Below are 21,635 nucleotides of genomic sequence, written 5' to 3'. Positions count from 1 at the left end.
AACATCTTTGTCTCTATATTTGCGACACGGTTGTAACTATAGATACAAGAGTAGCTTTCAAGTACGCTGTCTTCAAGACGTAGGTCACAAGCGTTGTCGACCTGCGTCACTTCCGATACGTGAAAATGCGGTGCTCCACGCCCGCAATGAAAAGATTGTTCAATGACCAAAACCTCCAAGGGCAGCATTGAAGGCGGATCCCAGACCCTGGGACGCGGGCTGGAAGCACTGACCCTGATCGGTGAATCCACGCGGCCGCTCAGCGTTCCCGAACTCGCCGAGGCACTGGGCATCCACCGATCGATGGCCTACCGCTTGGTGAAGACCTTCGAGCAGTACGGGTTCGTCGAGCGTATGCCCTCCGGAGACCTGGAACTCGGCGCCCGGCTGGGCGCCCTGGCCCGCAACGTCGCCAAGTCCCTGCAAGCCGCCGCCGCCCCGCATCTAGCCACGGTGTCGGACCAGCTGCAGATGACCGCCCTGCTGGTGGTTTTCGACGGCGAAGCCGCCGTCACACTGAGCACCGCCGAACCCCGGCTGGCCGATGCCACCGTGGCCCAGCGCCCGGGCACCCGGCACCCCATCGACAACGGGGCTCCGGGACGCGTCATCCGTTCCCAGCTCCATCCCGAGCAATACCCCGCCAAGGACTTCGAATTCAGCCACGACGAGGTGATCCCGGGACTGACATCGATCGCCGTGCCGCTGTTGCTGCCACAGGGCAAGCCGGCCGCCATCGCGGTCATCTATCCCCCGCGCGATCTGGACGAACAGCATATCGCCTCGGTGCTCGCCGAAGCCTCCGTGCGCATCTCCTCCACGCTGGGCCTGCGGATCTAGGACGATTCCGCTCAGACGGCAAGAGCCGGGAAAACTGCGTGAACAGTTTTCCCGGCTCTTGCCGTTGCCGCAGCTCCTCGAGCTAGGCGGTGCAGGCTTCGTTGGAGCAACCGGCATCGCGCGGCTTGTAGCCGTTGGTGCCTTCGACCTTTTCCCAGACCACATGGCGGTGCTGCCCGCAGCGTTCGCAGGGCGGAGCAAGGTAGGTGGCGCGTTCTTCCATGGTGTATGTCCGAAAATCTCCCATGACAACCTCTCGGAGTTCACTTGGGGTCCCTGAACCAAAAACCACAGGACCAGTTGGGTTCCTTCACTCTACGCGCGGTTCCGCAAACCGGCTAGAGCCGATTTATGTCCGTTTCAACTGGTACAAAGTAGTTATCCACATCCCTGTCAGCCGACTTTCCTCCGTCGTGCCACACTGGGCCTGAGAACGCCCCGCCGGCTTCATCCGAAGCCTGCTCGCCACCGCCAAGGAAAGCATCATGAAGAATTCAGAACACAAGCTCCAGCGCCTGAAGGAGCGCATCACGCTCCTGCTGAACAAGGCCGAAAACACCAGCTACCCGCACGAGGCCCAGGCCTTCCAGGAACATGCCGAGCGGCTGATGGTGCGCTACGGCATCGGCAGGGCGGAACTCGATGCGCAATCCGCGCACCAGGGCAAGAAGCAAGAAGCCATCATCGAGGAACACTTCGAGATGCACGGCGTCTATCGGCTGGGACAGCGCGACGGCCTGTCGCAAGTTGGGCGAGCGTTCCGCACCGTCACGCTCCTCCAGACCAACTACTCGAATTCATGCAGGCTCTACATCATCGGCCACGAATCCGATGTGGCAACCGTAAAGACGCTCTTTTCGTCGCTGGTCATCCAAGCAACCCTTGCCATGACCCATTGGTGGGATACCGAGGGGAAATTCCAGTCAGCGCTGTGGACCGATTCGGCAAAGCAGATCGAGCGGCGGGAATTCCAGCGCAGCTTCTACGTGCAGGTCGCCATGAGGATCCAGGGGCTCTACCAGGAGGAAAGCGCCCAAGCCGGAACGGGAACCGACTTGGTCTTGGTGGACCGCAAACACCAGGTCGACGAGTTTGTCAGCGACAACTACCCGTACCTGCGCGCTTCCAGAAACCGGGCGAGCAGGGGCAGCATGGGAGCCGTGCTCGCCGGGCAAGCGGCCGGGCGACGGGCGGACTTGGGAATCGGCAAACACGTGGACGGGTCCAATGAGGCTCCGGATGCCATTGCCGGCTAAATCGTGGATCCGCTCATTCCGCTTGCGAGGCCGTCAAATTGCTTGCCCGCCGATCTCAGACGGGTCCGGGTTCCCGGTCCATTAGCCAACAGCAACTGGAATTCTTGAGCACCATGTTCGACACGCTGGCTAGTTGCCTCGATTCTGGGACCAGTGCTCCATCAGCTTTTGCTGCGCTTGATGTTCGGTAAGTAGCGAGATGGCTTGCTTCGAAAGATGCAACTGTTCCTTCAATGCGGTTTCCATCCATTCCGGGAGACCAGTTCCTTGCTGGGGTTCGGGCGTAGCTTCGATCGATTCATAGAGTCTGCCCATTTGAACAATGACGTCTTTGAGTGGCTGAACCCGAGGATCATCGCCCATGCGTGCGACCCGCCGGGTCAGCTCGTCATGCACTTCTCCGTCCGAGCGGACACCGACTGCCCACACTTCAGAAATATCGAGCACTGGTACGCCGGACGCATCTTCGGTAACGCGCCAAACAATTCTCCAGTCCCTGTCTCCCACGACGAGTTTACGAAAACCAATCAGGGCACCAAGCAAGGGCTCCCCCGCATCGGGTGACTTTTCCAATAGGAGCATCTTCTTGAAAACGGCGCGTACGATCCAGGGATCTTTCCTATGCAGTCGATAGAGGTCAGCTACCGCGTCTTCGGTCAACCGGACGATGCACAACCGTTCCCCGGGCTGATTCACGAATTCTCAGGATCGGCTTCGCGAGCGTTCTCCGCTTCGAGCTCCGCACGATTCAAGTTGAAGAACTCCATGGCTTGATCCAGATCGGTACGCACCCCGCTATCTGTTGCGAAGCGCGCCATTACCAGAGCAGCATCCCGAAGGGTTTCGCGATCACGGCGTAATTGCGCGATCTCCCTAGCTGACACGATTTCAGCCACAACCTTTCCGTGGCGTGACAAAGACGTATCTTTGCCTTCTTCAGCAGCGGTTACCAATGCCGAAATTCCCGTACGGGATGCGTCTGTAATACTCATGGTGGCCATAAAAAAACTATATAGATTTCTGCCTAGATTTTCTAGGCATGGTCGACGCTACCCGTTCGGGCTAGGCTGACAGCGAGCTGGAGGTACGCCAAGCAGCTCGCACTCGTTTGCTTGGGTGCAACCGTTTCATGGGCCGCTAAACGCGTTGCACGAGATGCCAACGGCAAATTGGTATCAACGCACCTGCGTGCGCTGCTGGTCTTCGATATAGCGCGGGCGCCCGGCCATGATTCCGGTGTAGGTCTGGAACACGATCAACGCCGCGATAAGCCAGATGGGTGAGGTCCATGACCCGGTGACCTCATACAGCGCCCCGACGGCGAACGGACCGGGGAACGCGATCAAGTAGCCGGCCGACTGTCCGAAGGCCGAAAGCTTCGCTACCCCGGCGGCGCTGTGGGCTTTCAGCCCGATCATGGTCAGGGCGAGCGGGAAATTCGATCCGCAGATGCCCAACAGGATCACCCAGAGATAGGCGCCTTCCAGCGGGAAAGTGAGCATGCCGGCCACCGCGATAAGCCCGGCCACGCCGTTGATGATCACCAACGGCCCTTGGTGGGTGAACCGCGCGGCCAGCGCTGGCATCACAAATGACAACGGGACACCCACGCCTAGCAGGATCGCCAGCAGCGCACCGGCTTCGATGGGATCCATGCCCAAATCGGCGAAGATCTTCGGAGCCCAACCCATGAAGATATAGGCGACCGAGGACTGCCCGGCGAAGAACAAGGCAACCCACCAGGCCGTCGGATTTTTGTACATGGGGCCTATGGTTGCGGCCTGGACATGGTTCCGTCCGAATTCGCCATGCTGCGCGGCGATCTGGGAGCGCAAGCCGAGGTAGACAACAAGCCAGACCGCCAGGGCCAGCAGCGCGGGTAGCGCCCACACCGCCAAACCGATGCGCCAGTGGCCGCCGAGCATGTCATTGACCGGGACGGCCACTCCTGCCACAGCCGAGGCGCCCAGCGCCACCGCCGTGGTGTATGCCCCGGTGACCACGCCGATCTTGTGCGGGAACCACCGCTTGACCAGCACCGGCATCAGGATGTTGCCCACCGCGATTCCGGCCAGCGCCAACGCGGTGCACAGCAGGAATGTCCAGGTTTCCGGCGCGGCCGACCGAAGCAGGATTCCGGCGAGGATGGCGCCCATGGCGGCGATCACGACCAGTTCCGGCCCGCGCTTGCCTGTCAGGCGCGGGGCCAGCGGTCCCAGCAGCGCGAAGCACAGCGGAGGGACTCCGGTGATCATGCCTGCGATGAACCCGTTCATCTGCAGGTCCTCGATGGCCGGATCCAGCAGCGTCCCGAGCGAGGTGACTGCAGGGCGCAAGTTGATCGACGCCAAGATGATGGCCAGGACCAGCAGGACGCCGAATCCTTTGGGCAGCGCAAGGCGGGGCGGGGAAAAATCAGACATAGTAGGCACAGACTATCGGGCCGGGCGCTCCCGGCCTATCCGGCGCCGCTTGGTCCCCGCGCCGCCCACAGGCAACGCCGTTGGCTAGCCGAGTTTCGCGCGCACCATCTGCGAAACGGCCTTGCCGTCGAAGCGGCCGGCGATCTCGGCACCGACCAGCTTCATGGCGTTGCCCATGTCCTTCATGGTCAGCTCGTGGTCGGCCGCGAGCTCGGCCATGATCCGGTCCACAATGCCCTGGGCTTCGGTCTCGTCGAGCATCTTCGGCAGGTAGGTGGAGATGAAAGCCGCCTCGGCCAGTTCCCGTTCGGCCAAATCTGCGCGCCCGTCCTTGGCGGCGAGCGCGGCGGTTTCCTCGCGGTTGGCGACCTCCTTGCGCAGCAAGTTCTCCACGTCCTGGTCGCTCAGCTCGGTGGGGTTCTTCCCGGACTTCTCACGGGTCCCGATGGTGCTGATGATATTGCGCAGCGTGGTTTTCTCCATCTCGTTGCCCGCCTTCAGGTGGGTGATGCTGTCCTCGTGCAGGCGCTCTTTCAAAGTCATGTGATTCTCCTTCGTCGTACGTCTTCTCATCCACCCCCGACTTTACTCGCTTGCGGCATGGTGGCCGCGGGCCGTGAACGGCGTTTGGTAGCTTGAGCCTTATGAAACGCAGATTGCTGATCGCCGTGCTGGCAGCTCTTGCCGTCACGGCGGCGGCAGTGGCGCTGTGGGACCCGTGGGATCGCTGCGACGCACCCGAACCGGTGTGCACCGCGCTGGGCGAGATCGGTGAGCTGGACAATGTCCTGGACACCGAGGTGGATTACGATGCGGGGTCGTCCGCCGCCAACGGCTCGGGGCCGGTGCTGGTCCTGTGGACGTTCCGCCTGCCTGAAACGCTCAGCCCACAGCAGGCGGCAGAACTTGCGGCCCGCGCTGCCGAACAGGCCCAGGCCGTCGTGGTTGGCAATGTCGAACTCCAGCATGCAGTCAGCATCGTAGCCGGTATCCCGCAGGAATCCCAGGTTCCCGGCATGGAAACCTACCCGCTGCAGTTGATGCTGGGAGACCGTCCGAGGCAAGAGACGGCGCAGGCTTTCAGCTTCTGGCAGCAAGGAGCAACGCAAGTGGGCAACGGATCGGTGTCCGCCCCGAACACCGAAGCACTGCTTGAATTGGCGCAGCTCGCGCGGAGGCTGGACTACGAACCCACGCTTGAACTCCCCGACGGCTCGATTCGCTACACCCCCAACGGGGAATTCAAGCTGGAGCAGGTGCAACTGGCAGTCGAAGCCGCGCAGCAGCCGAACGTTGCGAACGCCATTTTCGGTTCGGGCTCGTTGTCCGTGTATTCGAGCGCTGCGGACGACTCCGAGCAGACGGCCGACATCAAGCGGTGGCTCGACGCGCATGAACCCCTGTCGGAGCCGACAGCCTATACCCTGTCCAGCCCGGACGTCGGAACGATCTTCGACGGCTGGATCGGCCGGGAGCTGCCCGATCATCTCATGGCCAAGCCGCCGGTGCTGCCCGAGGGCGTCACGGCCTGGCCTGGCGATGCGAACGCCCCGACCTGCACCCAGGACGACCTCAAGCTCTCGTTGAGCAGCCCGGATGCGGCGCTCGGTTCACGATTCCTGTCTCTCTACGCGCACAATGTTTCCGCAAGCGCCTGCTCCCTGCAGGGCTATGCGCAGATCACGTTCCTGAATGCCGACGGCGACGTGCAGGATGATGCGGTCACCCGCCCGGAAACCCATGTGAGCGCGGAGCGGATCGTGGTTCCTTCCGGGGAATACGCCATCTCCACCCTGAATTGGAAAGCCATGTCCACCAGCCAGGATCCCGATGAGACCACCGACCTGAGCGTGGCCGCACTGCCAAACCTGGAACCAGTGGTCTTGACCCCGATGCATCAGGAACGTCCGACGTCCTTGGATATCCTCGACGGGGCACGGGTCGATCTGGGCCCCTGGGTGCAGGCCGCCGAGGGCTGGTCGAAGCCCGGGGAGTCCAGCGGATCGGGCGAACGCCCCGGCAGCCGGGCACCCTAGATGCTGCGCGGAGGGAACTTCTTGTACTTCACGTAGTGGTTGACCGCATTTAGCACCAGGTAGACCCGGCGGCGCGGGTGCTTTTCCGGGGCGAACTTCAGCGGGTTGGAGACCTTGCCGGATTTCAGCAGCACGGCCGCCTTGCGTCCGGTACCGCTGTCCAGGAAGCGGCGCAGCAGGTGGTGCGGCAGCACGGTGAACAGGTGCTCGCGACTCAGTTGCAGCACTCCCGCCTCGGTTTCCACCACTGCGGTGGTTTCCACGCTGGCCGAGTCGAACTCGGCGCCCAGGAATTCGGTGACGTAGAAGCGGGCGGGGTTCACCCCGGCGGCGGTGAGGTAGAAGTGGTTGCGGCCCAGGCGCGGATTGATCTCGAAGAACTTGATCTGCCCGTCGCGGTGGTCGTACTTGGCGTCGATCATGGCAATGCCGCGCCAGCCCAGTTCCTCCAGCATGCGCGCCCCGTCGGCGGCCATCGCATCATTGCGGCCGGTGACGATGGCGGCGGAGTTGCCCAACACCAACGGCGCGTGCTCCTCGATGACCACCTCGCCGTAGCCGGCGAAAATGACCTTGCCCTCCTTCGTGGCGAAGTAGGTGCACAGGCGCATCACGTCGTCGCCGCCGGGTACGTATTCCTGCAGGATGTAGCCCGAGGTGTAGCCGCTGGCATCGATCTTGGACACCAGCTCGGCCAGCTGCGCGAAGTCCTGGATCGTGTGGATCTTCTGCTTGCCCTCGAACTTCGCGGCGATCCAGTCTCCCGAGCTGGACGGTTTGCCGATCAGCGGGAAGGTGAAATTGCCGGCGAAGGCTTCGAGGTCGGCTCCCGGGCGGTACACGGCGGTGCGCGGGTGGGCGATGCCCAGCCGGTCGGCGAGCGCGTAGAAGTTCTCCTTCAGCGCCGCGGCCTCGATGACGTCGAGTTCCGGGTACGGGATCACGTAGTGCTCTTCGAGCGCCGCACGGTGCTTGGCGATGAGCATGATGTGGAAATCCAGCGAGCCGAAGAGCATCAGCGGCCGGTCCCCGGAGGCCTTCAGCTCCGCGGCGAGTTCCAGCAGCGCCTCCACGACGCGTCCTTCGTCGGCCATGGAGCCGATGGGGCGCAGGTCGATGGCCACCGAGTGCTCGATGACGCCGTTGCCGGCGGCCGGCAGCACCACGGAGCGGACCTGGTAGGCCTCGTAGAATTCGCGGGCGAGCGTGTAGGTGCCGATGTCTCCGCCCAGGATCACCGGGACGAAGCGCTGGGTTGGATCAATTTCCATGGGGGTTGCGGTTCCTACTTCTTGCGCCAGTTCATGTATTTTTCAAAGGCCCACGCCAACGGCTTGTTCAGCGCCAGGTCCCATTCGCCGTTGGTCTGCACGATATCGCAGCCGGTGTTGGTCTTGAACTTGGTCAGCCCCGAAAGGTGGTGGTCCTTGTCCAGGGTTGCGCTCACGCCGCCCTGGTCCAGGTAGCGGCAACCGGCCTCGATGGAGTCGCTGATCATATGGTGCATGATGGCCTTCGGCGCGAAGAGCTTGCGCTGCTCGGAGGACGAGGCGCCGTAGAGGTACCAGGCCAGGTTGGAGGAGCGGATCATGATGGACGCTGCCAGGTCCACGCCCTCGTTGCTGGCGATGTACAGGGTGCAGGAGCCGGGAACTGCCTCGTTGAGCACGGTGTGCATCTTCTCGAAGTAGCTCAGCGGGCGGCCGGTGAAATCCTGGCGGTCGGCGGTGTGGTTGTACAGGGCATGGAATCGCGCCATGTCCTTGCACTCGCCCACCTCGACCTGCAGGGTGCTCTTCAGCGCCTTGCGGGTTTCGTTGCGGGTTGTGGAGGAATAGGAAGCCATGACCTTCTCGGTGTCCAGCTGGTTGCCCTCGGCATCCTGCAGGGCCACGCGGGCCACGTACTCGGGCTGGCCGGCGGCGAAGTCCAGGCCGACGTCTTCCTTGGTGAAGCCCAGGGCGCCCAGCGCGTCGTTCAGCGCGAGCGCACTGTCGGACTGCGACTGCACATCGAGGTCGGAGAGCTGGGCGAAGCCTTCCTTGCCCAGGTTCTTGCGCACGGCGGCGGCGCCCCAGGTGCGCACCGCACGTCCCGGGCCCATCTTCAGCTGGAAGGAGCCGCGGTTCTTCAGGTAGGCGGCCAGCGGCTTCAGCACCGCGTCGGCCCCGTAGGCTTCGAAGTCGATGACCGGCCCGTCCGGTACATAGGCGAGGGTCTTCTTGATGACCGGCGCGCTGCGGTGAAGCACCAGCGCAGTGCCGACCAGCGAGTCGTTGTCGAACCAGCCCAGCGATTCGCCGCGCCAGCCGCCCTTGACGCGCGCCCATTCGGGACGCTGCAGGAAGCTGACGTCTTGGGCGGTAGCGAGGAAGGATGAGTGTTCGGTGCTGGAAATAGGACGCACGTGAAGTTCGTTGTGGCTCACGAATGAAATCCTATCGCGACCAAGCTGGGAATTACGTGACCAATCATACCCCTGGAGGGTATTTGACTTCATACCCCTGAGGGGTATTATCTAAATATGAACACGACACCAGCCCCTGCTGCAGACGCCCAGCACCACGGTTACCACGCGGACAAGGATGCCCTGGCCCGGCGCTTGAAGCGCATCGAGGGACAGGTGCGCGGCGTGGCGAAGATGATCGACGAGGACAAGTACTGCATCGACATCCTCACCCAGGTTTCCGCCATCAATGCCGCATTGCACAAGGTCAGTGTGCAATTGGTCGAGGACCACATCGGCCACTGCGTGGTGGACGCCGCCAAGACCTCCATCGAGACCGGCGATGAAAGCTACGTCAACGACAAGGTGACCGAGGCTTCCGCGGCCATCGCCCGCCTGGTGCGCTAGTTCAATGGATTTTTCCCATTCCCGGGGCGCTGTCCCCGGATACCCGAAAGAGAGCAAGATCATGAGCCACAACTGCAACTGCGGATGCTCCTCCAACAAGGCCGAGAACGGCAACGACCTGCTGCAGATCGTGCCCCGCCCGGACGCCGCGCCGGCCATCGCCCGCACCGAGATCCAGATTTCTGGCATGACCTGCGGCCACTGCGTGGCATCGGTGACCGAGGAGCTCAAGGAGATCGACGGCGTCAACGACGTCGAAGTCATCCTGAACGCCACGGGCATCTCCACCGCCACCGTCAGCTCCTCTGCGGCCTTGAGCGAAGAGACCATCAAGAACGCCATCGACGAAGCCGGATACACCGTCGAGGCAATCAACGCGTAATTGCCCGATCTCGGGCAGGAAAGTACAGGGTTACCCCCATGACTTCCGAAACCGACACCCCCTCTCCCCTGGACCTGCGCACTGTCGACCTTGAGATCCAGGGCATGACCTGCGCGTCCTGCGTGAACCGCGTGGAACGCAAGCTCGGCAAGCTGCCCGGCGTGAGCGCCGTGGTCAACCTTCCGCTGGAAAGCGCCAAGGTCCAGGTCCCGGCCGAGGTCACCGACGAGACGCTGATCGAAACCGTCAAGGCCGCCGGCTACTCGGCGAATCTCAAGGCCCCGCTGCACCCGGAGCCCCGCTCCCCCGGGAACACCCCGGAGCATTCGGGGCACGACGAAGGCTCCGGCGGAGGGCACGAGCACTTGGTCCTCAACCACCTGCTGCGCCGCCTGGTCGTCTCCGCGATCTTCACGATCCCGCTGTTCGTCATCTCCATGATCCCCGCAGCGCAGTTCCCGCACTGGGGCTGGGTCACGTTCGCGCTGGCCACCCCTGTCGTGCTCTACGGCGCTTGGCCGTTCCACAAGGCCGCCGCCGTCAACGCCCGGCATCTGGCCTCCACCATGGACACCCTGGTGTCCCTGGGCGTGCTGGCCGCCTACCTGTTCTCCGCTATCCAGCTGATCCTCGATCCGATGATGACCGCCCATGTGGGCATGAAGATGAGCGAGCATGCGCTGTACTTCGAGACCGCCGGCGTGGTCGCCACGCTGCTGCTGCTCGGACGCTACCTTGAGCACCGGGCCAAGTCCTCGGCCAGCGATGCGCTCAAATCCCTGCTGAATCTCGGCGCCAAGGAAGCCGTCGTGCTGCGCGACGGCGCCGAGGTGAAGATCCCGGCCGACCAGGTGCAGGTGGGAGACCAGTTCGTGGTCCGTCCCGGCGAGAAGATCGCCACTGACGGCGTGGTGGTCGACGGGGCCAGCGCCATCGACACCTCGCTGCTCACCGGTGAATCCGTGCCGCAGAAGGTGGCCGAAGGCGACGAGGTCACCGGAGCCACGCTGAACACCTCCGGCCGCCTGGTCATCCGCGCCACCCGCGTGGGCGCCGACACCACCTTGGCCCAGATGGGCCGTCTGGTCTCAGAGGCGCAGTCAGGCAAGGCCCCGATCGCCCGGCTGGCAGACCGCATTTCCGCGGTCTTCGTGCCGATCGTGCTGGGTATCGCGGTGCTCACCTTCCTGGTCTGGTGGTTGGCCACCGGCGACAGCTACGCGGCGTTCACCGCCTCGGTGGCAGTTCTGGTCATCGCCTGCCCGTGCGCCCTGGGCTTGGCCACCCCGATCGGACTGCTGGTCGGCACCGGCCGCGGCGCCCAGCTGGGCATCCTGATCCGCGGACCGCAGGTCCTGGAGGACACCCGCAAGCTGGACACCATCGTGCTGGACAAGACCGGCACCGTCACTACCGGCGTGATGACCCACGTCGGCACCCGTGCCGTCCACGGCGTGCACCCGGATGAGGCACTGGCCCTGGCCGGCGCCGTGGAGCACCATTCCGAGCACCCGATTGCCCAGGCCATCGCCGCCGCGGCCGCGCAGCTCGGCCCGCTGGCCCAGGTGTCGGACTTCGATTCCGATCCCGGCGGCGGCGTGAAGGGCGTGATCGACGGCCGCACCGTGGTTGTGGGACGCTACAGCTGGCTGCAGTCCCAGGGCACCGAACTGGACCAGGCAGCGCTGGACATGCTGGCGGAGGCCGAGCAGGCCGGAGCCACCGCCATCCTGGTCTCGGTGGACCACCAGTTCCAAGCAGTGATCTCCGTGGCCGACAAGGTCAAGGAGACTAGCACCAAGGCGATCTCCGAGCTGCAGCAGCGCGGGCTGCGCGTGGTGCTGCTGACCGGGGACAACAAGTCCGTGGCGGCCAAGGTGGCCGCGCAGGTGGGCATCAAGCCCGAGGACGTCTTCGCCGGGGTCTTCCCGGCGGACAAGGTCAAGGCGATCTCCGGCCTGCAGGCCGAAGGCAAGGTCGTGGCCATGGTGGGCGACGGCGTCAACGACGCCCCGGCTCTGGCACAGGCGGACCTGGGCATCGCCATGGGCTCGGGCACGGATGTGGCCATCGAGGCTGCGGACATTACTCTGATGGGCAACGACCTGCATCAGGTCGCCCAGGCCATCGCGCTGTCGGAGAAGACGCTGTCCACGATCAAGATGAACCTGTTCTGGGCCTTCGCCTACAACACCGCGGGCATCCCGATCGCGGCGCTGGGCCTGCTGAACCCGATGATCGCCGGCGCGGCCATGGCCGCCAGCTCGGTGCTGGTGGTGCTGAACTCGCTGCGGCTGCGCAACTTCGGCAAGAAGTAGCCCAAAGCACCAAGCCGCCGGGTGGGAATCCATGAACTGAATTCCCACCCGGCGGCCAATTTTCATTCCACAAACTAGGCGATCTCGATTACGACCAACCGACAACCAATCTAGCGGCCTGTACCGGGATCGTTGGATCTACACCAGTCAACTGCGCGAACCGCTTTAATCTGTTCATCAAGGTATTTCGGTGACAATAAAGTTCATCGGCAGATCGCGCTATGCTACCGGTCCGCATGTAGGACTGCACAGCCTCTCGTAACCGACGCTGTTCCGCAGCCGCACAGGTACTCAAGGCCCGATCAACTTCTTCAATGCCAGGAGCACCCACCTTGCTCATTTCTCGCCTAGCCATGCGAGCCCACCCTCGTGCCCATGTCATGGCACCTTGTTCCCCGTCAACCAGAAGCTCCGCCAGAATAGTTGCGACATCAGCACTATGTGGCACATGCTCCAATGTGCATCCTTCGGCGAGCAAGCCGCAGTTGAGATTTCCGAGCCGAACGGTGAGCTTGTGAAAATTAGAACCAGGCGAAGCGTCCAGTGGATAAAAAACGACTAAGGCATCAGCAGTCGCAAACGTAACCACTCCGGTAGCTTCGTGAAAATTGGCCAAGATGAGCCTCAGGGAAGGTATATGTTCCCAAAGTGCTACTGCCACCACGAATTCAGTGTCTGGACGGTGCCCAAGAACAACGGAAATTCCTTCTAGAGCAGCCGGGGTCAAATTGCGCCCGCTGAATAAGGTCGCGAGGTGGCTTTGGCGCAAACCTGCGGTTTCGGCTTGAACGCGCGCCAGCTCTTCGACGTAGATACTTTCCGTCGCGCCGGCATACCCATCCACGACTTCCCAGACTCGAGCCGTGCGTTGCACGATAAGTTGAGCGTCCCCAGGCTCAGCAATTTCGGCAATCGCCTGCCAGATTATCGAGAAGTCCAAACGTATCGCAGTCATCAAGGCTTCGACGGGAACTTGCGCTCTCGCTCTAGAAACCCCAACTTCCAAAGCAATTGCGTCTCGCTCGCGAAGATAGCCCGGGTCATCATCATCTGTTCTCATAGCAAGAATCAACGCTTCGAATGATGCCTGGCCAGTGCGCCTAATTTCACTGTTTGGAAGTGGCGACTCAGCATAAATGGGAATCGATTCCAGACGTTTCAAGAACTTGTCAGTGAGTTCCAACGTATCTAGTTGATCCAGCAACTCATTCCAACGGCGTGAATCAACATCCTGAGAATTCATTAGGTTCCTATCCAGTTTTTTCAGCCAACTCGTACATTTTATGTGCTTTTGCACTGTTTGTGATCTGGAACGCGTTGCAAATCGTTGGTCACCAAACTCCGCTTTATTGAAAAGATGGACTACATCATGACAACCGAATGAGCCTTACGCATAACCGGCTCATCCCTTTCCGATCAGGATGATGTTTCCCATGACACACACCGCAACCCAAGAAGCCGGTGCTACCCATCAGCTTTCCGATAAGGAAGCAAACAAGGTAGCAATCGGCGCACTCATCGGCACCGCCATGGAATGGTACGATTTCTTCCTTTTCAGTGCTGCCGCTGCGCTTGTATTCAATGTCCAGTATTTTGATAGCCAGAATGCGACAGCTGCCGCCATGGCTGCCTTCGCGACATTTGGCGTGGGCTTAGTCGCCCGCCCTGTCGGTGGCATGATCTTCGGAGTCATGGGCGACAAGATCGGCCGACGCAAGACATTGATGATCACCATCGTCGGCATCGGTCTGATCACAGGACTCATCGGAATGTTGCCAACTTACGCAGCCATCGGTATCGCGGCACCAATTCTTCTAGTACTTCTCCGTGTAGCTCAGGGGCTCTTCGTGGGTGGTGAATGGTCCGGTGCGATGACGATTGTCGTAGAAAATGCGCCACTGCATCGACGGGCTCGCTACGCTGCGCTGCCACAGATCGGCTCCCCTATCGGCACTATCCTTTCATCAGGTGGATTCTTCTTGATGACCGTGTTCGTTTCGCAGGAAAGCTTCGATGCCTGGGGCTGGCGCGTACCGTTCCTTGCAGCAATTCCAATGCTTCTGATCGCTCTTTACATTCGAAGCCGCTTGGATGAATCACCGGTTTTCAAGGAGCTGGTAGAAAACGGAGAAACCGAGAAAACTCCGATCCGCACTACGCTGATCCAGTCGTGGAAGCACATCATCATCGGCATGGCGGCAGGTCTACTCGGTGTAGGTGGCTTCTACCTGGTGACCGCATTCATGGTTTGGTACGGAGTAAACGTACTTAATTACGAGCCCTCACTGATGCTACTTGGTGGGATCGTTGCAGCGGTCCTGGAGATTCCAACATTGATTCTCGGTGGCCGTCTTGGCGAGCGCTTCGGAGCGTCAAAGGTGATTACCTACGGTGGCCTGCTATCTGCAGCAGTCGCATGGCCAGCATTCCTGCTCGTTGAATCCGGAGACCCTGTAGTCGTAATTCTCGGTATGTCTCTGGCTGTGTGCACCCTGTCTTTGCCTTACGCGGCCTCCGGCACTGTGCTTACCGGATTATTCCCTGCGGCAACTCGCTACACCGGAGTCGGATTTGCTCAGAACGCTGCCGGAATGATTTCCGGTTTTATCCCGCTGGTTGCCACCGCATTGGTCGCTTCCGCAGCGAATCACTGGTGGCCCGCAGCAGCCATGTTGGTCTTCTTGTCATTGTTCACCGCAGTAGCTGGCATTCTGGCCCCTAGGATGAGCGTCAGCCTCCCCGGCTTCAAGCACTAGTTTCATCGCTGATCTGATTTTTTCACCACAAAGGACCAACCGAACCATGACTATGTCTGCCGGACATCTGATCGTAAAAACTCTCGAAGCACATGGAGTGGAACGCGTATTCGCAGTTCCCGGCGAAAGCTACCTAGACGTATTGGACGGATTGCATGACTCGCCTATCAATACGGTAGTCACCCGTCACGAAGGCGGAGCCGGATTCATGGCTTTGGCCGAAGGAAGGCTAAGTAGTACTCCAGGAATCGCCATGGTAACCCGTGGCCCCGGAGCCGCGAATGCGATGATCGCAGTTCACACGGCTTGGCAAGATGCCACGGCTCTTGTCTTGTTCGTAGGCTTGGTTCCGTTGTCTGACCGAGGTCGTGGTGCATTCCAAGAATTCAGCCTGGAAGGTTGGTTTTCCACTACTTCCAAAGCCGTCTACCAGTTGGACGATGAGAATCAGGCTGGCCAAGTCGTAGCCAGAGCCCTGCGGCTGGCATCGTCTGGACGGCCAGGACCGGTAGTCGTGGGTCTTCCAGAAGATGTACTGGTTCGACTCACATCGTCTCCGGTGCCAACACCACAACCCCTGCCGACCGCGGCACCTGATTCCGAGTCGCTTTCCATCATCACGAGCTTGATTGCAGACGCAGACCGGCCTGCCATCGTCGTCGGTGGTGACGGTTGGGATACGAACTCCTCTGCGATACTAGGTGAGTTCGCTGTGGCCGCCAGGATCCCGTTGTTTGCTGATTGGCGAGCCTACGATGCAGTCGATCACGACTGCGAAGCTTACGCCGGCTGGCTCGGGTACGGCAGGTCTGACCATGCAGCTGTGGCACTTGGCGAAGCCGACCTGTTAGTTTTCTTGGGATGCAGCCGAACCGATGTTCTATCTGAGGGCTACACCGCCGCGATGAATACCCCGACAATTGTCGTGACTCCGGATGCTTCATTGGAAGGGCATGCAGGTCGTCTAGACATACATGTAGGAGTTTCGCCTATATCTTTCATCTCGGCCCTGCCCTCTTCCGATTCCGTCCGCGGAAAACGCGAAGCTACGTGGATGCAAAGGCTTCGTGCGGAACAGGTGGCCTTCACCAGGCCTGGCCGCGATGGTGGAGTTGGTGTTGATTTGGCGGCAGCATTCGAGACCCTTGAAGAGGTTTTAGACAGCAACCGGATCATTTCTTATGGTGCAGGAAACGCGACTCTTTGGGGCCATCGGTATCTCAGCCACCACGGTCCAGGAACTTTGGTTGGACCCCGCAACGGGGCAATGGGCTTGGCAGTACCGGCGGCGGTAGCCGCTAGCATCAGCAATCCAGGACGCCAGGTGGTGGCGATCTGCGGGGATGGAGATTTCTTCATGAATGCTCAGGAGCTTGCTGTCGCTTTTGCCCAAGGCGCTTCGCCAATAGTCATCGTTGTCGACAATGGGATCTACGGAACGATTGTGCAACATCAAAAACTTCACTACCCAGGCCGGCCGTCTGGAACAGACATGGTGAACCCGAACTTCGCACGGTGGATCGAGGCATTTTCCGGACATGGTGAGTACGTGGATCAAACAGAGGATTTCGCTCCAGCTTTGCGCCGCGCGTTGGCCCATGGTGGTCCTGCATTGTTGCACTTGAAAACTGATCCCGAAACTATGGGGCCAGGAACCGTTGCGCACAGCCAGGAGGTCTCGGCATGATGCTCGATCTTCTGGTGCGAGCCAAGACCATCCTAACCATGGATGAGGACCGTCCTACAGCACAATGCATGGGTATCTTCGCTGGACGCATTCTAGGATTCGACGAGCAGATTCAGGGCCTCTCAGCCACGCAAACCATTGATTTTGGTTCCGCCGTCATTACTCCAGGATTCATTGATGCCCATTGCCACACCGCATGGTGGGGCTTGGGGTTATCCGCCGTGGACCTGTCCGGAGCTCGTGGTTTGGAGGAGCTTTATGCCCTATTAGAAGCGCAGATGCACGAGTTAAAGGATCAGCCAGGTGTCTGGCTCAACGGCACTGGTTTCAATCAGAAAGACCATGACGGTCAGTTTCCCGACCTCCGCCGCTTAGACGAGATCACGGGCGACCGACCAATGTACTTGCGACATGTTTCCGGACATGCGTCTATAACCAATAGTGCCACTTTGAAACTCGCAGGTGCTTTTGAATCCGATTTCCAAAATCCTATCGGTGGTGCCATCGTCCGGGATGCCTCTGGACAGTTCACCGGTGTGGTGGAGGAATCAGCACAATCGTTGGTGCAGCGCTTGGTCCTGCCCTATTCGATCGAACAGCTGACGGCGGCTATTGATGAAGCAACCTCCCGATATGCGGCCTGCGGAATTACTTCATTTACCGAAGCGGGTGTTGGAGGAGGTTGGATTGGTCATTCTCCTATTGAGGTCACCGCGTATCAACAAGCACTAGCAGAAAAGCGTCTTCATGCCCGCGCACAGCTGATGCCCGCGCTGGATGCTCTGCGTGAGCAGGATTCTCATGTCTCGGACGCACATGGCACAGGGCGTGGACGAGGGCTGGACCTAGGCGTCTTAGCCGGATTCGGAAATGAATTCGTCTCCTTCGGTCCAGTGAAAGTATTCATGGATGGTTCTCTGCTTGGTGCTACGGCTGCGGTGACAGAGGACTACTGCGGGCATTCGCATAACACTGGATACCTGTTGAACACTCCCGAGGAATACCGAGAAAGCGTTTCCGCGGCGTACCGGGCCGGCTGGCCTGTAGCGCTTCATGCAATTGGCGATGCGGCCATCGATCTGGGCATAGAAATCATTGCGGAGCTACAGGAACGCTATGGCCTTAACGCATTGCCGAATCGCATCGAACATTTCGGCATTGCTAGGCCCGATCAAGTCTCTGCTGTAGCTAGCCACGGAATCGTAGTGACACCGCAGGCATCATTCATCGGGCCGCTGGGCGACCAGTTCGCAGCATTAGTCGGACCGGATCGCGAGAATTGGCTATATCGCGGCCAGTCGTTGTTGGACGCTGGTGTACTGGTTGCCGGCAGTTCAGACCTTCCTGTTGCAGATAACAACGTGCTTCGAGCAATTGATTCCGCAGTGACGCGGCGAACCGACAAGGGACTGGTCCTCGGAGGATCCGACGAATGTCTCTCGCCTCTGGAGGCCTTGCGCCTGTATACCGTCAATGCTGCAAAAGGTACTGGACAGTTCGAGGATCGAGGATCGCTTTCCCGAGGCAAGCTGGCCGACTTTGTCGTGCTCTCGGAATCGCCGCTGGAGGCTGACGAAATCGCAGCCATTGAGGTACTCGGGACTTACGTCGGAGGCCGATCAAGCTTCACCAAGTCAGAAATTCCCGCCCATGTGTAGACCCACAGGGTGCAGGTCAATAGATTAAAATTCAGGAGAGAAGATGAAAATCCATCACGAATCGTTCTTGGCAGACTTCGCTTCAATGAGCCGCAACGGTGCCACACCTGGTGGTGGCGTTGACCGACAGGCAGCTACGACGGCAGACGGACAAAATCGAAACTGGTTCCGTGGGCTAGTGGAGGGCCACGGGTTCTCCGTCCACTATGACAACGTGGGCAACCAGTTTTCCCTACTGGAACTATCTCCAGGAGCTCCATGGATCGCTGTGGGATCGCACCTTGATTCACAGCCATTGGCAGGGCGTTTCGACGGCGCGTATGGCGTTTTGGCAGGGGCCCACGCTGCATTACGCGTGCGTGAAACCATACAAGACAACGAATCAGCGAAATTCAATATTGTTGTCGTCAACTGGTTTAACGAAGAAGGCTGTCGTTTCAAGCCATCCATGATGGGTAGCGCAGTTTTTACGGGTAAGCTTCCAGCCCCGCAGGTTCTGGCAACAACTGATCCTCACGGTGTGAGTGTTCGCGAAGCTCTCGAATCAATTGGAACCATAGGTGATTTTGAGATCGAGGTGGCTGCATACGTAGAGATCCACATTGAGCAAGGACGCTCTATGGAAGACCAGGGGCTAGACATAGGGCTGGTCGAATCGACCTGGGGTGCAAACAAGTACGAATTCATAGTTCACGGGGAACAAGCGCATACCGGAGCTACCATCATTGCAGACCGACAAGATGCCTTGCTTGGTGCCAGCGCGCTCGTCGTCGCTGCGCGAGAGGTCGCTTTGGAACATTCCACCGATGAACACATGGTAATCACCTCCTGCGGCGAATTCTCCGTGTACCCCAACTCGCCCGTGGTTGTAGCTAGTCGTGTAAATCTTCTGGTGGATCTTCGATCTACCGATGCTGACGTACTAGCCGCAGCGGATGCGGATCTGCGCTCCCGTGTGAAGCGAATCGAAAAGCTGGCAAATGTCAGCATCGAACGGGGTGCTGAGCATGTCTGGGCTGCAAAAGCCTACGATCAGGCGGGACTCAAGCTGGCTGCCGACGCAGCGCAATCCCTGGGCCTCCGGCATGGGGTAGTCCGGACACTGGCCGGACACGATTCAACGAATATGAAAGACATTGTCCCAACCATCATGTTGTTCGTCCCCAGCGTGGATGGTATCAGCCACAATGAACGCGAGCTGACACACGACAAGGACATGCTAGCTGGACTAGATCTTCTCGCCGAAGTACTTCATCGCGTTGTACAAGGCCAATTCGTTCCAGCGGATGCGCTCCTTGTCTCTGCAACCGGGCAGTCTCAGTAGATCATGCTCGGCGACGAATATTGGCGCCCTTAAACTCGTTTTTGGGGCGCCAATTGGAATGGCTTCTCCCACGCGGTCTTAGTTCTGCTTTTGCTCGACGTGCTTCTGCTGACCCACGACGATGCCGATCGCCACGCTCAGCGCCGCACCGGTGGCCGCCCCGAGCACCGTCATGGTGACCCGGTCAACCAGCAGCACCATGGGATCCTCGGGGCTGGCGAGGTGTACCATGAGCAGCGCGACCATGGTCATGAAGACCATGCCCACCGCGTAATTGCGCAGGATGACGACCTCGATGCAGAACTGGCCGACCAGCGCCACCGCAAGCAGCACCCAGAGATTGGGTTCGAAGACGAACACCGCCCAGGTCAGCAGCACGCCGATGCAGGTTCCGACGCAGCGTTGCAGGGCCCGGGCAACCCGGCTGTGGACGGTTGCCCCCATCACCCCGGAAATTGCGCCAAGGCTCGCCCAGTACCAGTGGTCTCCCCCAAGAAGATAGGCCACGACACCGGCCAACAAGACGGCGATGCCCATGCGCACGGATTCATGGACCGATTTCTCGGTCGGCGCCCAGGTCGGTTCCGCCTTCAGCGCGGCCGCCAGTCGGCCGCGTCGGGCCGACAGCCCGAGCATGACCAGCAGGCTGAACAATGCGGTGCCCGCACCGACCAGCAGCACCCCGATGAAGCTTTCGCCGCTTGCCGGAACCGAGAGGCAGGCACCGCCGGCGAACACCGCGAAGATCGGTCCCGGCGGAAGCCAGCGCACCCCGCGCGACACCAGATTGGAGCCGAAGGCGATCACGGCCAAGACAAGTGCATCGACGATGAACGGCGTCTGGAGAAAGGAGAACAGCGTGCCCAGCAGCATGGATGCTACCTGCACCGCGCCGCAGCTGAGCTGCTGCCAGAAGCGGACCGCGTAGTTGTCGTAGCGGCCGAAGACTGCGCAGAAGGCGCCGAACCCTGCATACATCGCCCAATCCATCCGTCCCAGGCTGGCGAGGATGAGCAGCGGCACCGCCAGGCAGAACGTGGCCCGGGCCGCGGGCCGCAACGCCGGCATGCGCGGGGCGACGGCAACGCTGTGCTTCCAGATCTGTTGTGCGTGGGCAATCACGGGCGAGCTTCCTCCTCGCTGGCGACTACCAGCTGCAGCAGGCCGCGCAGCTGGTCGCGCTGGGCCGCATCCAGCACGCTGTAGATCTTCTCCTCGCCTTCGCGGGCCGCTTCGACGGCACGGTCCGCAAAACGACGCCCTTCAGCGGTCAGCTCGATGAGCCGGCGGCGGCGGTCCGCCGGGTCCACGGTGCGCTGCAGCGTACCGTGCGCTTCCAGCCGGTCGAGGTAGGCGACCATATGGCCGCGGTTGATATTGGCCCGGTCGGCCAGGTCGTTCTGGTACATCGCGCCGGACTCTTCCAGTGCGCTGATGATCGTGAAGTGGTGGCGCGTCAGCCCCTCGGCGTCCATGAGCGCACCGAGCGCCGTGGTACCCACGCGCCCAACCCGGGTCGCCAGATAACTCAAGGAGTTCCATTGGAATTGGGGCGGTTTCTGTTCATTCACCCACCGAGAATATCATTTCACAATGAAATGATTTCATAGCGGGACAGATTGCCGCCCCGAACGCGACCCAGGGGCGGGAACCTGGGGTCTCATATTAAGCGTTGCGCCGTTTCAAACTTTAAGCCACAAGACGGAATTGAAACGCACTTGTCAATAAGGATTTTCGAAAGGACCTTTTGAGGCTTTACGATGATTTTCCGGCAGATTCAATTTGCATCGCTTCACGTTTCCAAGGCATACTGTGATGGCAGTCACCAAACAGCCATTGATGCGTGGCGGGAGAGCCCCGTCCTGAACCAAGGGCGGGCGCCGTAGGAGCAATTCCTCCCCGGGAAACTCTCAGGCCCCCGTACCGCCACGAACAGGCACATCTGGAAAGTAGCGCGATGAAGGTCGCGCTCACCGAAGGAGCAGGCTTCGCCCAGTATTCGGCGCGAAGTGAAAACTCTCAGGTACGCAAACAGATTGGGGAGGAACATCAGAACAGTGCCGCACTCGCGGGCACGCCCATGATGCTCCCCCGTGGTCGC

20 protein-coding genes and 2 riboswitches are annotated in these 21,635 nt (G+C 60.5%); of the genes, 10 read left to right on the top strand and 10 right to left on the bottom strand.

Translation table 11 applies throughout. From position 1 onward, the window contains the following. Positions 1-162: 162 nt before the first annotated feature. On the top strand, positions 163-840 hold the full coding sequence (locus tag RF641_RS05525) for an IclR family transcriptional regulator (protein WP_047120217.1): 678 nt from the start codon (positions 163-165) through the stop codon (positions 838-840). A gap of 82 nt (positions 841-922) precedes the next feature. On the opposite strand, the gene RF641_RS05520 is transcribed toward RF641_RS05525, so the two are convergent. Continuing rightward, positions 923-1,063 carry a hypothetical protein gene (locus RF641_RS05520; RefSeq protein ID WP_181728092.1) on the bottom strand — a complete coding sequence of 47 codons (141 nt, stop codon included), beginning with the start codon at positions 1,061-1,063 and terminating at the stop codon, positions 923-925. A 262-nt stretch (positions 1,064-1,325) separates the two neighbouring features. Here RF641_RS05520 and RF641_RS05515 point away from each other — a divergent pair, with 262 nt between their 5' ends. Continuing rightward, positions 1,326-2,096: a DUF2786 domain-containing protein gene (locus RF641_RS05515; RefSeq protein WP_113607076.1), complete on the top strand. Its 771-nt coding sequence runs from the start codon at positions 1,326-1,328 to the stop codon at positions 2,094-2,096. 129 nt (positions 2,097-2,225) lie between these two features. Here RF641_RS05515 and RF641_RS05510 read toward each other — a convergent pair whose 3' ends face one another. From RF641_RS05510 to RF641_RS05495, 4 genes are all read right to left on the bottom strand, one after another. Continuing rightward, the gene (locus RF641_RS05510) at positions 2,226-2,756 is read right to left on the bottom strand and encodes a type II toxin-antitoxin system RelE family toxin (protein ID WP_424572727.1); all 531 of its coding nucleotides are present in this window, start codon (positions 2,754-2,756) and stop codon (positions 2,226-2,228) included. Positions 2,757-2,788: 32 nt separating this feature from the next. Further along, positions 2,789-3,097 carry a prevent-host-death family protein gene (locus RF641_RS05505; protein WP_220668549.1) on the bottom strand — a complete coding sequence of 103 codons (309 nt, stop codon included), beginning with the start codon at positions 3,095-3,097 and terminating at the stop codon, positions 2,789-2,791. A gap of 174 nt (positions 3,098-3,271) precedes the next feature. Continuing rightward, positions 3,272-4,519 carry a CynX/NimT family MFS transporter gene (locus tag RF641_RS05500; RefSeq protein WP_244910847.1) on the bottom strand — a complete coding sequence of 416 codons (1,248 nt, stop codon included), beginning with the start codon at positions 4,517-4,519 and terminating at the stop codon, positions 3,272-3,274. Between the two features lie 84 nt (positions 4,520-4,603). After that, positions 4,604-5,062 carry a GatB/YqeY domain-containing protein gene (locus RF641_RS05495; protein WP_113607078.1) on the bottom strand — a complete coding sequence of 153 codons (459 nt, stop codon included), beginning with the start codon at positions 5,060-5,062 and terminating at the stop codon, positions 4,604-4,606. Between the two features lie 101 nt (positions 5,063-5,163). On the opposite strand from RF641_RS05495, the gene RF641_RS05490 reads away from it, so the two are divergent. Next, positions 5,164-6,555, top strand: a complete 1,392-nt coding sequence (locus RF641_RS05490; protein WP_113607079.1) for a DUF4232 domain-containing protein — start codon at positions 5,164-5,166, stop codon at positions 6,553-6,555. On the opposite strand, the gene RF641_RS05485 is transcribed toward RF641_RS05490, so the two are convergent. Further along, positions 6,552-7,826, bottom strand: coding sequence for a carbamoyl-phosphate synthase (locus RF641_RS05485; RefSeq protein ID WP_424572726.1), 1,275 nt, complete (start codon positions 7,824-7,826; stop codon positions 6,552-6,554). The two genes, RF641_RS05490 and RF641_RS05485, sit on opposite strands and share 4 nt — an antisense overlap. 14 nt (positions 7,827-7,840) lie before the next feature. After that, positions 7,841-8,983: a lipid II:glycine glycyltransferase FemX gene (locus tag RF641_RS05480; protein WP_047120225.1), complete on the bottom strand. Its 1,143-nt coding sequence runs from the start codon at positions 8,981-8,983 to the stop codon at positions 7,841-7,843. 96 nt (positions 8,984-9,079) lie between these two features. Between RF641_RS05480 and RF641_RS05475 the strand changes: the two genes are divergently transcribed. The 3 genes from RF641_RS05475 to RF641_RS05465 all read left to right on the top strand — a co-directional run bounded on the left by RF641_RS05475 (position 9,080) and on the right by RF641_RS05465 (position 12,109). Beyond that, a complete protein-coding gene (locus RF641_RS05475) occupies positions 9,080-9,409 on the top strand; it encodes a metal-sensitive transcriptional regulator (protein ID WP_047120226.1) in 330 nt (109 codons plus the stop codon). A gap of 61 nt (positions 9,410-9,470) precedes the next feature. Next, positions 9,471-9,791 carry a heavy-metal-associated domain-containing protein gene (locus RF641_RS05470; RefSeq protein ID WP_047120227.1) on the top strand — a complete coding sequence of 107 codons (321 nt, stop codon included), beginning with the start codon at positions 9,471-9,473 and terminating at the stop codon, positions 9,789-9,791. 38 nt (positions 9,792-9,829) lie between these two features. Beyond that, positions 9,830-12,109, top strand: a complete 2,280-nt coding sequence (locus RF641_RS05465) for a heavy metal translocating P-type ATPase (RefSeq protein WP_424572725.1) — start codon at positions 9,830-9,832, stop codon at positions 12,107-12,109. 88 nt (positions 12,110-12,197) lie between these two features. On the opposite strand, the gene RF641_RS05460 is transcribed toward RF641_RS05465, so the two are convergent. Next, on the bottom strand, positions 12,198-13,352 hold the full coding sequence (locus RF641_RS05460) for a helix-turn-helix domain-containing protein (RefSeq protein ID WP_161448789.1): 1,155 nt from the start codon (positions 13,350-13,352) through the stop codon (positions 12,198-12,200). Between the two features lie 190 nt (positions 13,353-13,542). On the opposite strand from RF641_RS05460, the gene RF641_RS05455 reads away from it, so the two are divergent. The 4 genes from RF641_RS05455 to RF641_RS05440 are packed head-to-tail and all read left to right on the top strand — an operon-like array spanning position 13,543 to position 19,534. Next, positions 13,543-14,865, top strand: a complete 1,323-nt coding sequence (locus RF641_RS05455) for an MFS transporter (protein ID WP_374189840.1) — start codon at positions 13,543-13,545, stop codon at positions 14,863-14,865. 46 nt (positions 14,866-14,911) lie between these two features. After that, positions 14,912-16,552, top strand: coding sequence for a thiamine pyrophosphate-dependent enzyme (locus tag RF641_RS05450; RefSeq protein WP_113607084.1), 1,641 nt, complete (start codon positions 14,912-14,914; stop codon positions 16,550-16,552). Then, positions 16,549-18,210: an amidohydrolase gene (locus RF641_RS05445; RefSeq protein WP_120991192.1), complete on the top strand. Its 1,662-nt coding sequence runs from the start codon at positions 16,549-16,551 to the stop codon at positions 18,208-18,210. The genes RF641_RS05450 and RF641_RS05445 overlap by 4 nt, the downstream gene beginning before the upstream one ends. Positions 18,211-18,253: 43 nt before the next feature. After that, entirely contained in the window at positions 18,254-19,534 is a 1,281-nt protein-coding gene (locus tag RF641_RS05440; protein WP_424572724.1) for a M20 family metallo-hydrolase, read from the top strand. A 78-nt stretch (positions 19,535-19,612) separates the two neighbouring features. Here the strand turns inward: RF641_RS05440 and RF641_RS05435 are convergent, their stop codons facing one another. Both RF641_RS05435 and RF641_RS05430 read right to left on the bottom strand, forming a co-directional pair. Beyond that, on the bottom strand, positions 19,613-20,656 hold the full coding sequence (locus tag RF641_RS05435) for an FUSC family protein (RefSeq protein WP_113607087.1): 1,044 nt from the start codon (positions 20,654-20,656) through the stop codon (positions 19,613-19,615). After that, positions 20,653-21,105, bottom strand: coding sequence for a MarR family winged helix-turn-helix transcriptional regulator (locus RF641_RS05430; protein WP_047120230.1), 453 nt, complete (start codon positions 21,103-21,105; stop codon positions 20,653-20,655). The genes RF641_RS05435 and RF641_RS05430 overlap by 4 nt, the downstream gene beginning before the upstream one ends. Positions 21,106-21,371: 266 nt before the next feature. Continuing rightward, positions 21,372-21,470, top strand: a riboswitch (glycine riboswitch). After that, positions 21,471-21,579, top strand: a riboswitch (glycine riboswitch). The last annotated feature ends 56 nt before the right edge of the window (positions 21,580-21,635 follow it).

The organism is Arthrobacter sp. 'calajunan' (genome assembly GCF_046940185.1).
GTDB lineage: Bacteria > Actinomycetota > Actinomycetes > Actinomycetales > Micrococcaceae > Glutamicibacter > Glutamicibacter soli.
Note: the sequence above shows the minus strand (reverse complement) of the source record. Positions and strands in the feature narration are given on the sequence as shown.

What these genes read in the sequence shown, in the direction of transcription:
- RF641_RS05525 (WP_047120217.1), top strand. Translation starts at nt 163, where the DNA reads ATGACCAAAACCTCCAAGGGCAGCATTGAAGGCGGATCCCAGACCCTG.
- RF641_RS05520 (WP_181728092.1), bottom strand. Translation starts at nt 1,063, where the DNA reads ATGGAAGAACGCGCCACCTACCTTGCTCCGCCCTGCGAACGCTGCGGG.
- RF641_RS05515 (WP_113607076.1), top strand. Translation starts at nt 1,326, where the DNA reads ATGAAGAATTCAGAACACAAGCTCCAGCGCCTGAAGGAGCGCATCACG.
- RF641_RS05505 (WP_220668549.1), bottom strand. Translation starts at nt 3,097, where the DNA reads ATGGCCACCATGAGTATTACAGACGCATCCCGTACGGGAATTTCGGCA.
- RF641_RS05500 (WP_244910847.1), bottom strand. Translation starts at nt 4,519, where the DNA reads ATGTCTGATTTTTCCCCGCCCCGCCTTGCGCTGCCCAAAGGATTCGGC.
- RF641_RS05495 (WP_113607078.1), bottom strand. Translation starts at nt 5,062, where the DNA reads ATGACTTTGAAAGAGCGCCTGCACGAGGACAGCATCACCCACCTGAAG.
- RF641_RS05490 (WP_113607079.1), top strand. Translation starts at nt 5,164, where the DNA reads ATGAAACGCAGATTGCTGATCGCCGTGCTGGCAGCTCTTGCCGTCACG.
- RF641_RS05485 (WP_424572726.1), bottom strand. Translation starts at nt 7,826, where the DNA reads ATGGAAATTGATCCAACCCAGCGCTTCGTCCCGGTGATCCTGGGCGGA.
- RF641_RS05475 (WP_047120226.1), top strand. Translation starts at nt 9,080, where the DNA reads ATGAACACGACACCAGCCCCTGCTGCAGACGCCCAGCACCACGGTTAC.
- RF641_RS05470 (WP_047120227.1), top strand. Translation starts at nt 9,471, where the DNA reads ATGAGCCACAACTGCAACTGCGGATGCTCCTCCAACAAGGCCGAGAAC.
- RF641_RS05465 (WP_424572725.1), top strand. Translation starts at nt 9,830, where the DNA reads ATGACTTCCGAAACCGACACCCCCTCTCCCCTGGACCTGCGCACTGTC.
- RF641_RS05460 (WP_161448789.1), bottom strand. Translation starts at nt 13,352, where the DNA reads ATGAATTCTCAGGATGTTGATTCACGCCGTTGGAATGAGTTGCTGGAT.
- RF641_RS05455 (WP_374189840.1), top strand. Translation starts at nt 13,543, where the DNA reads ATGACACACACCGCAACCCAAGAAGCCGGTGCTACCCATCAGCTTTCC.
- RF641_RS05450 (WP_113607084.1), top strand. Translation starts at nt 14,912, where the DNA reads ATGACTATGTCTGCCGGACATCTGATCGTAAAAACTCTCGAAGCACAT.
- RF641_RS05445 (WP_120991192.1), top strand. Translation starts at nt 16,549, where the DNA reads ATGATGCTCGATCTTCTGGTGCGAGCCAAGACCATCCTAACCATGGAT.
- RF641_RS05440 (WP_424572724.1), top strand. Translation starts at nt 18,254, where the DNA reads ATGAAAATCCATCACGAATCGTTCTTGGCAGACTTCGCTTCAATGAGC.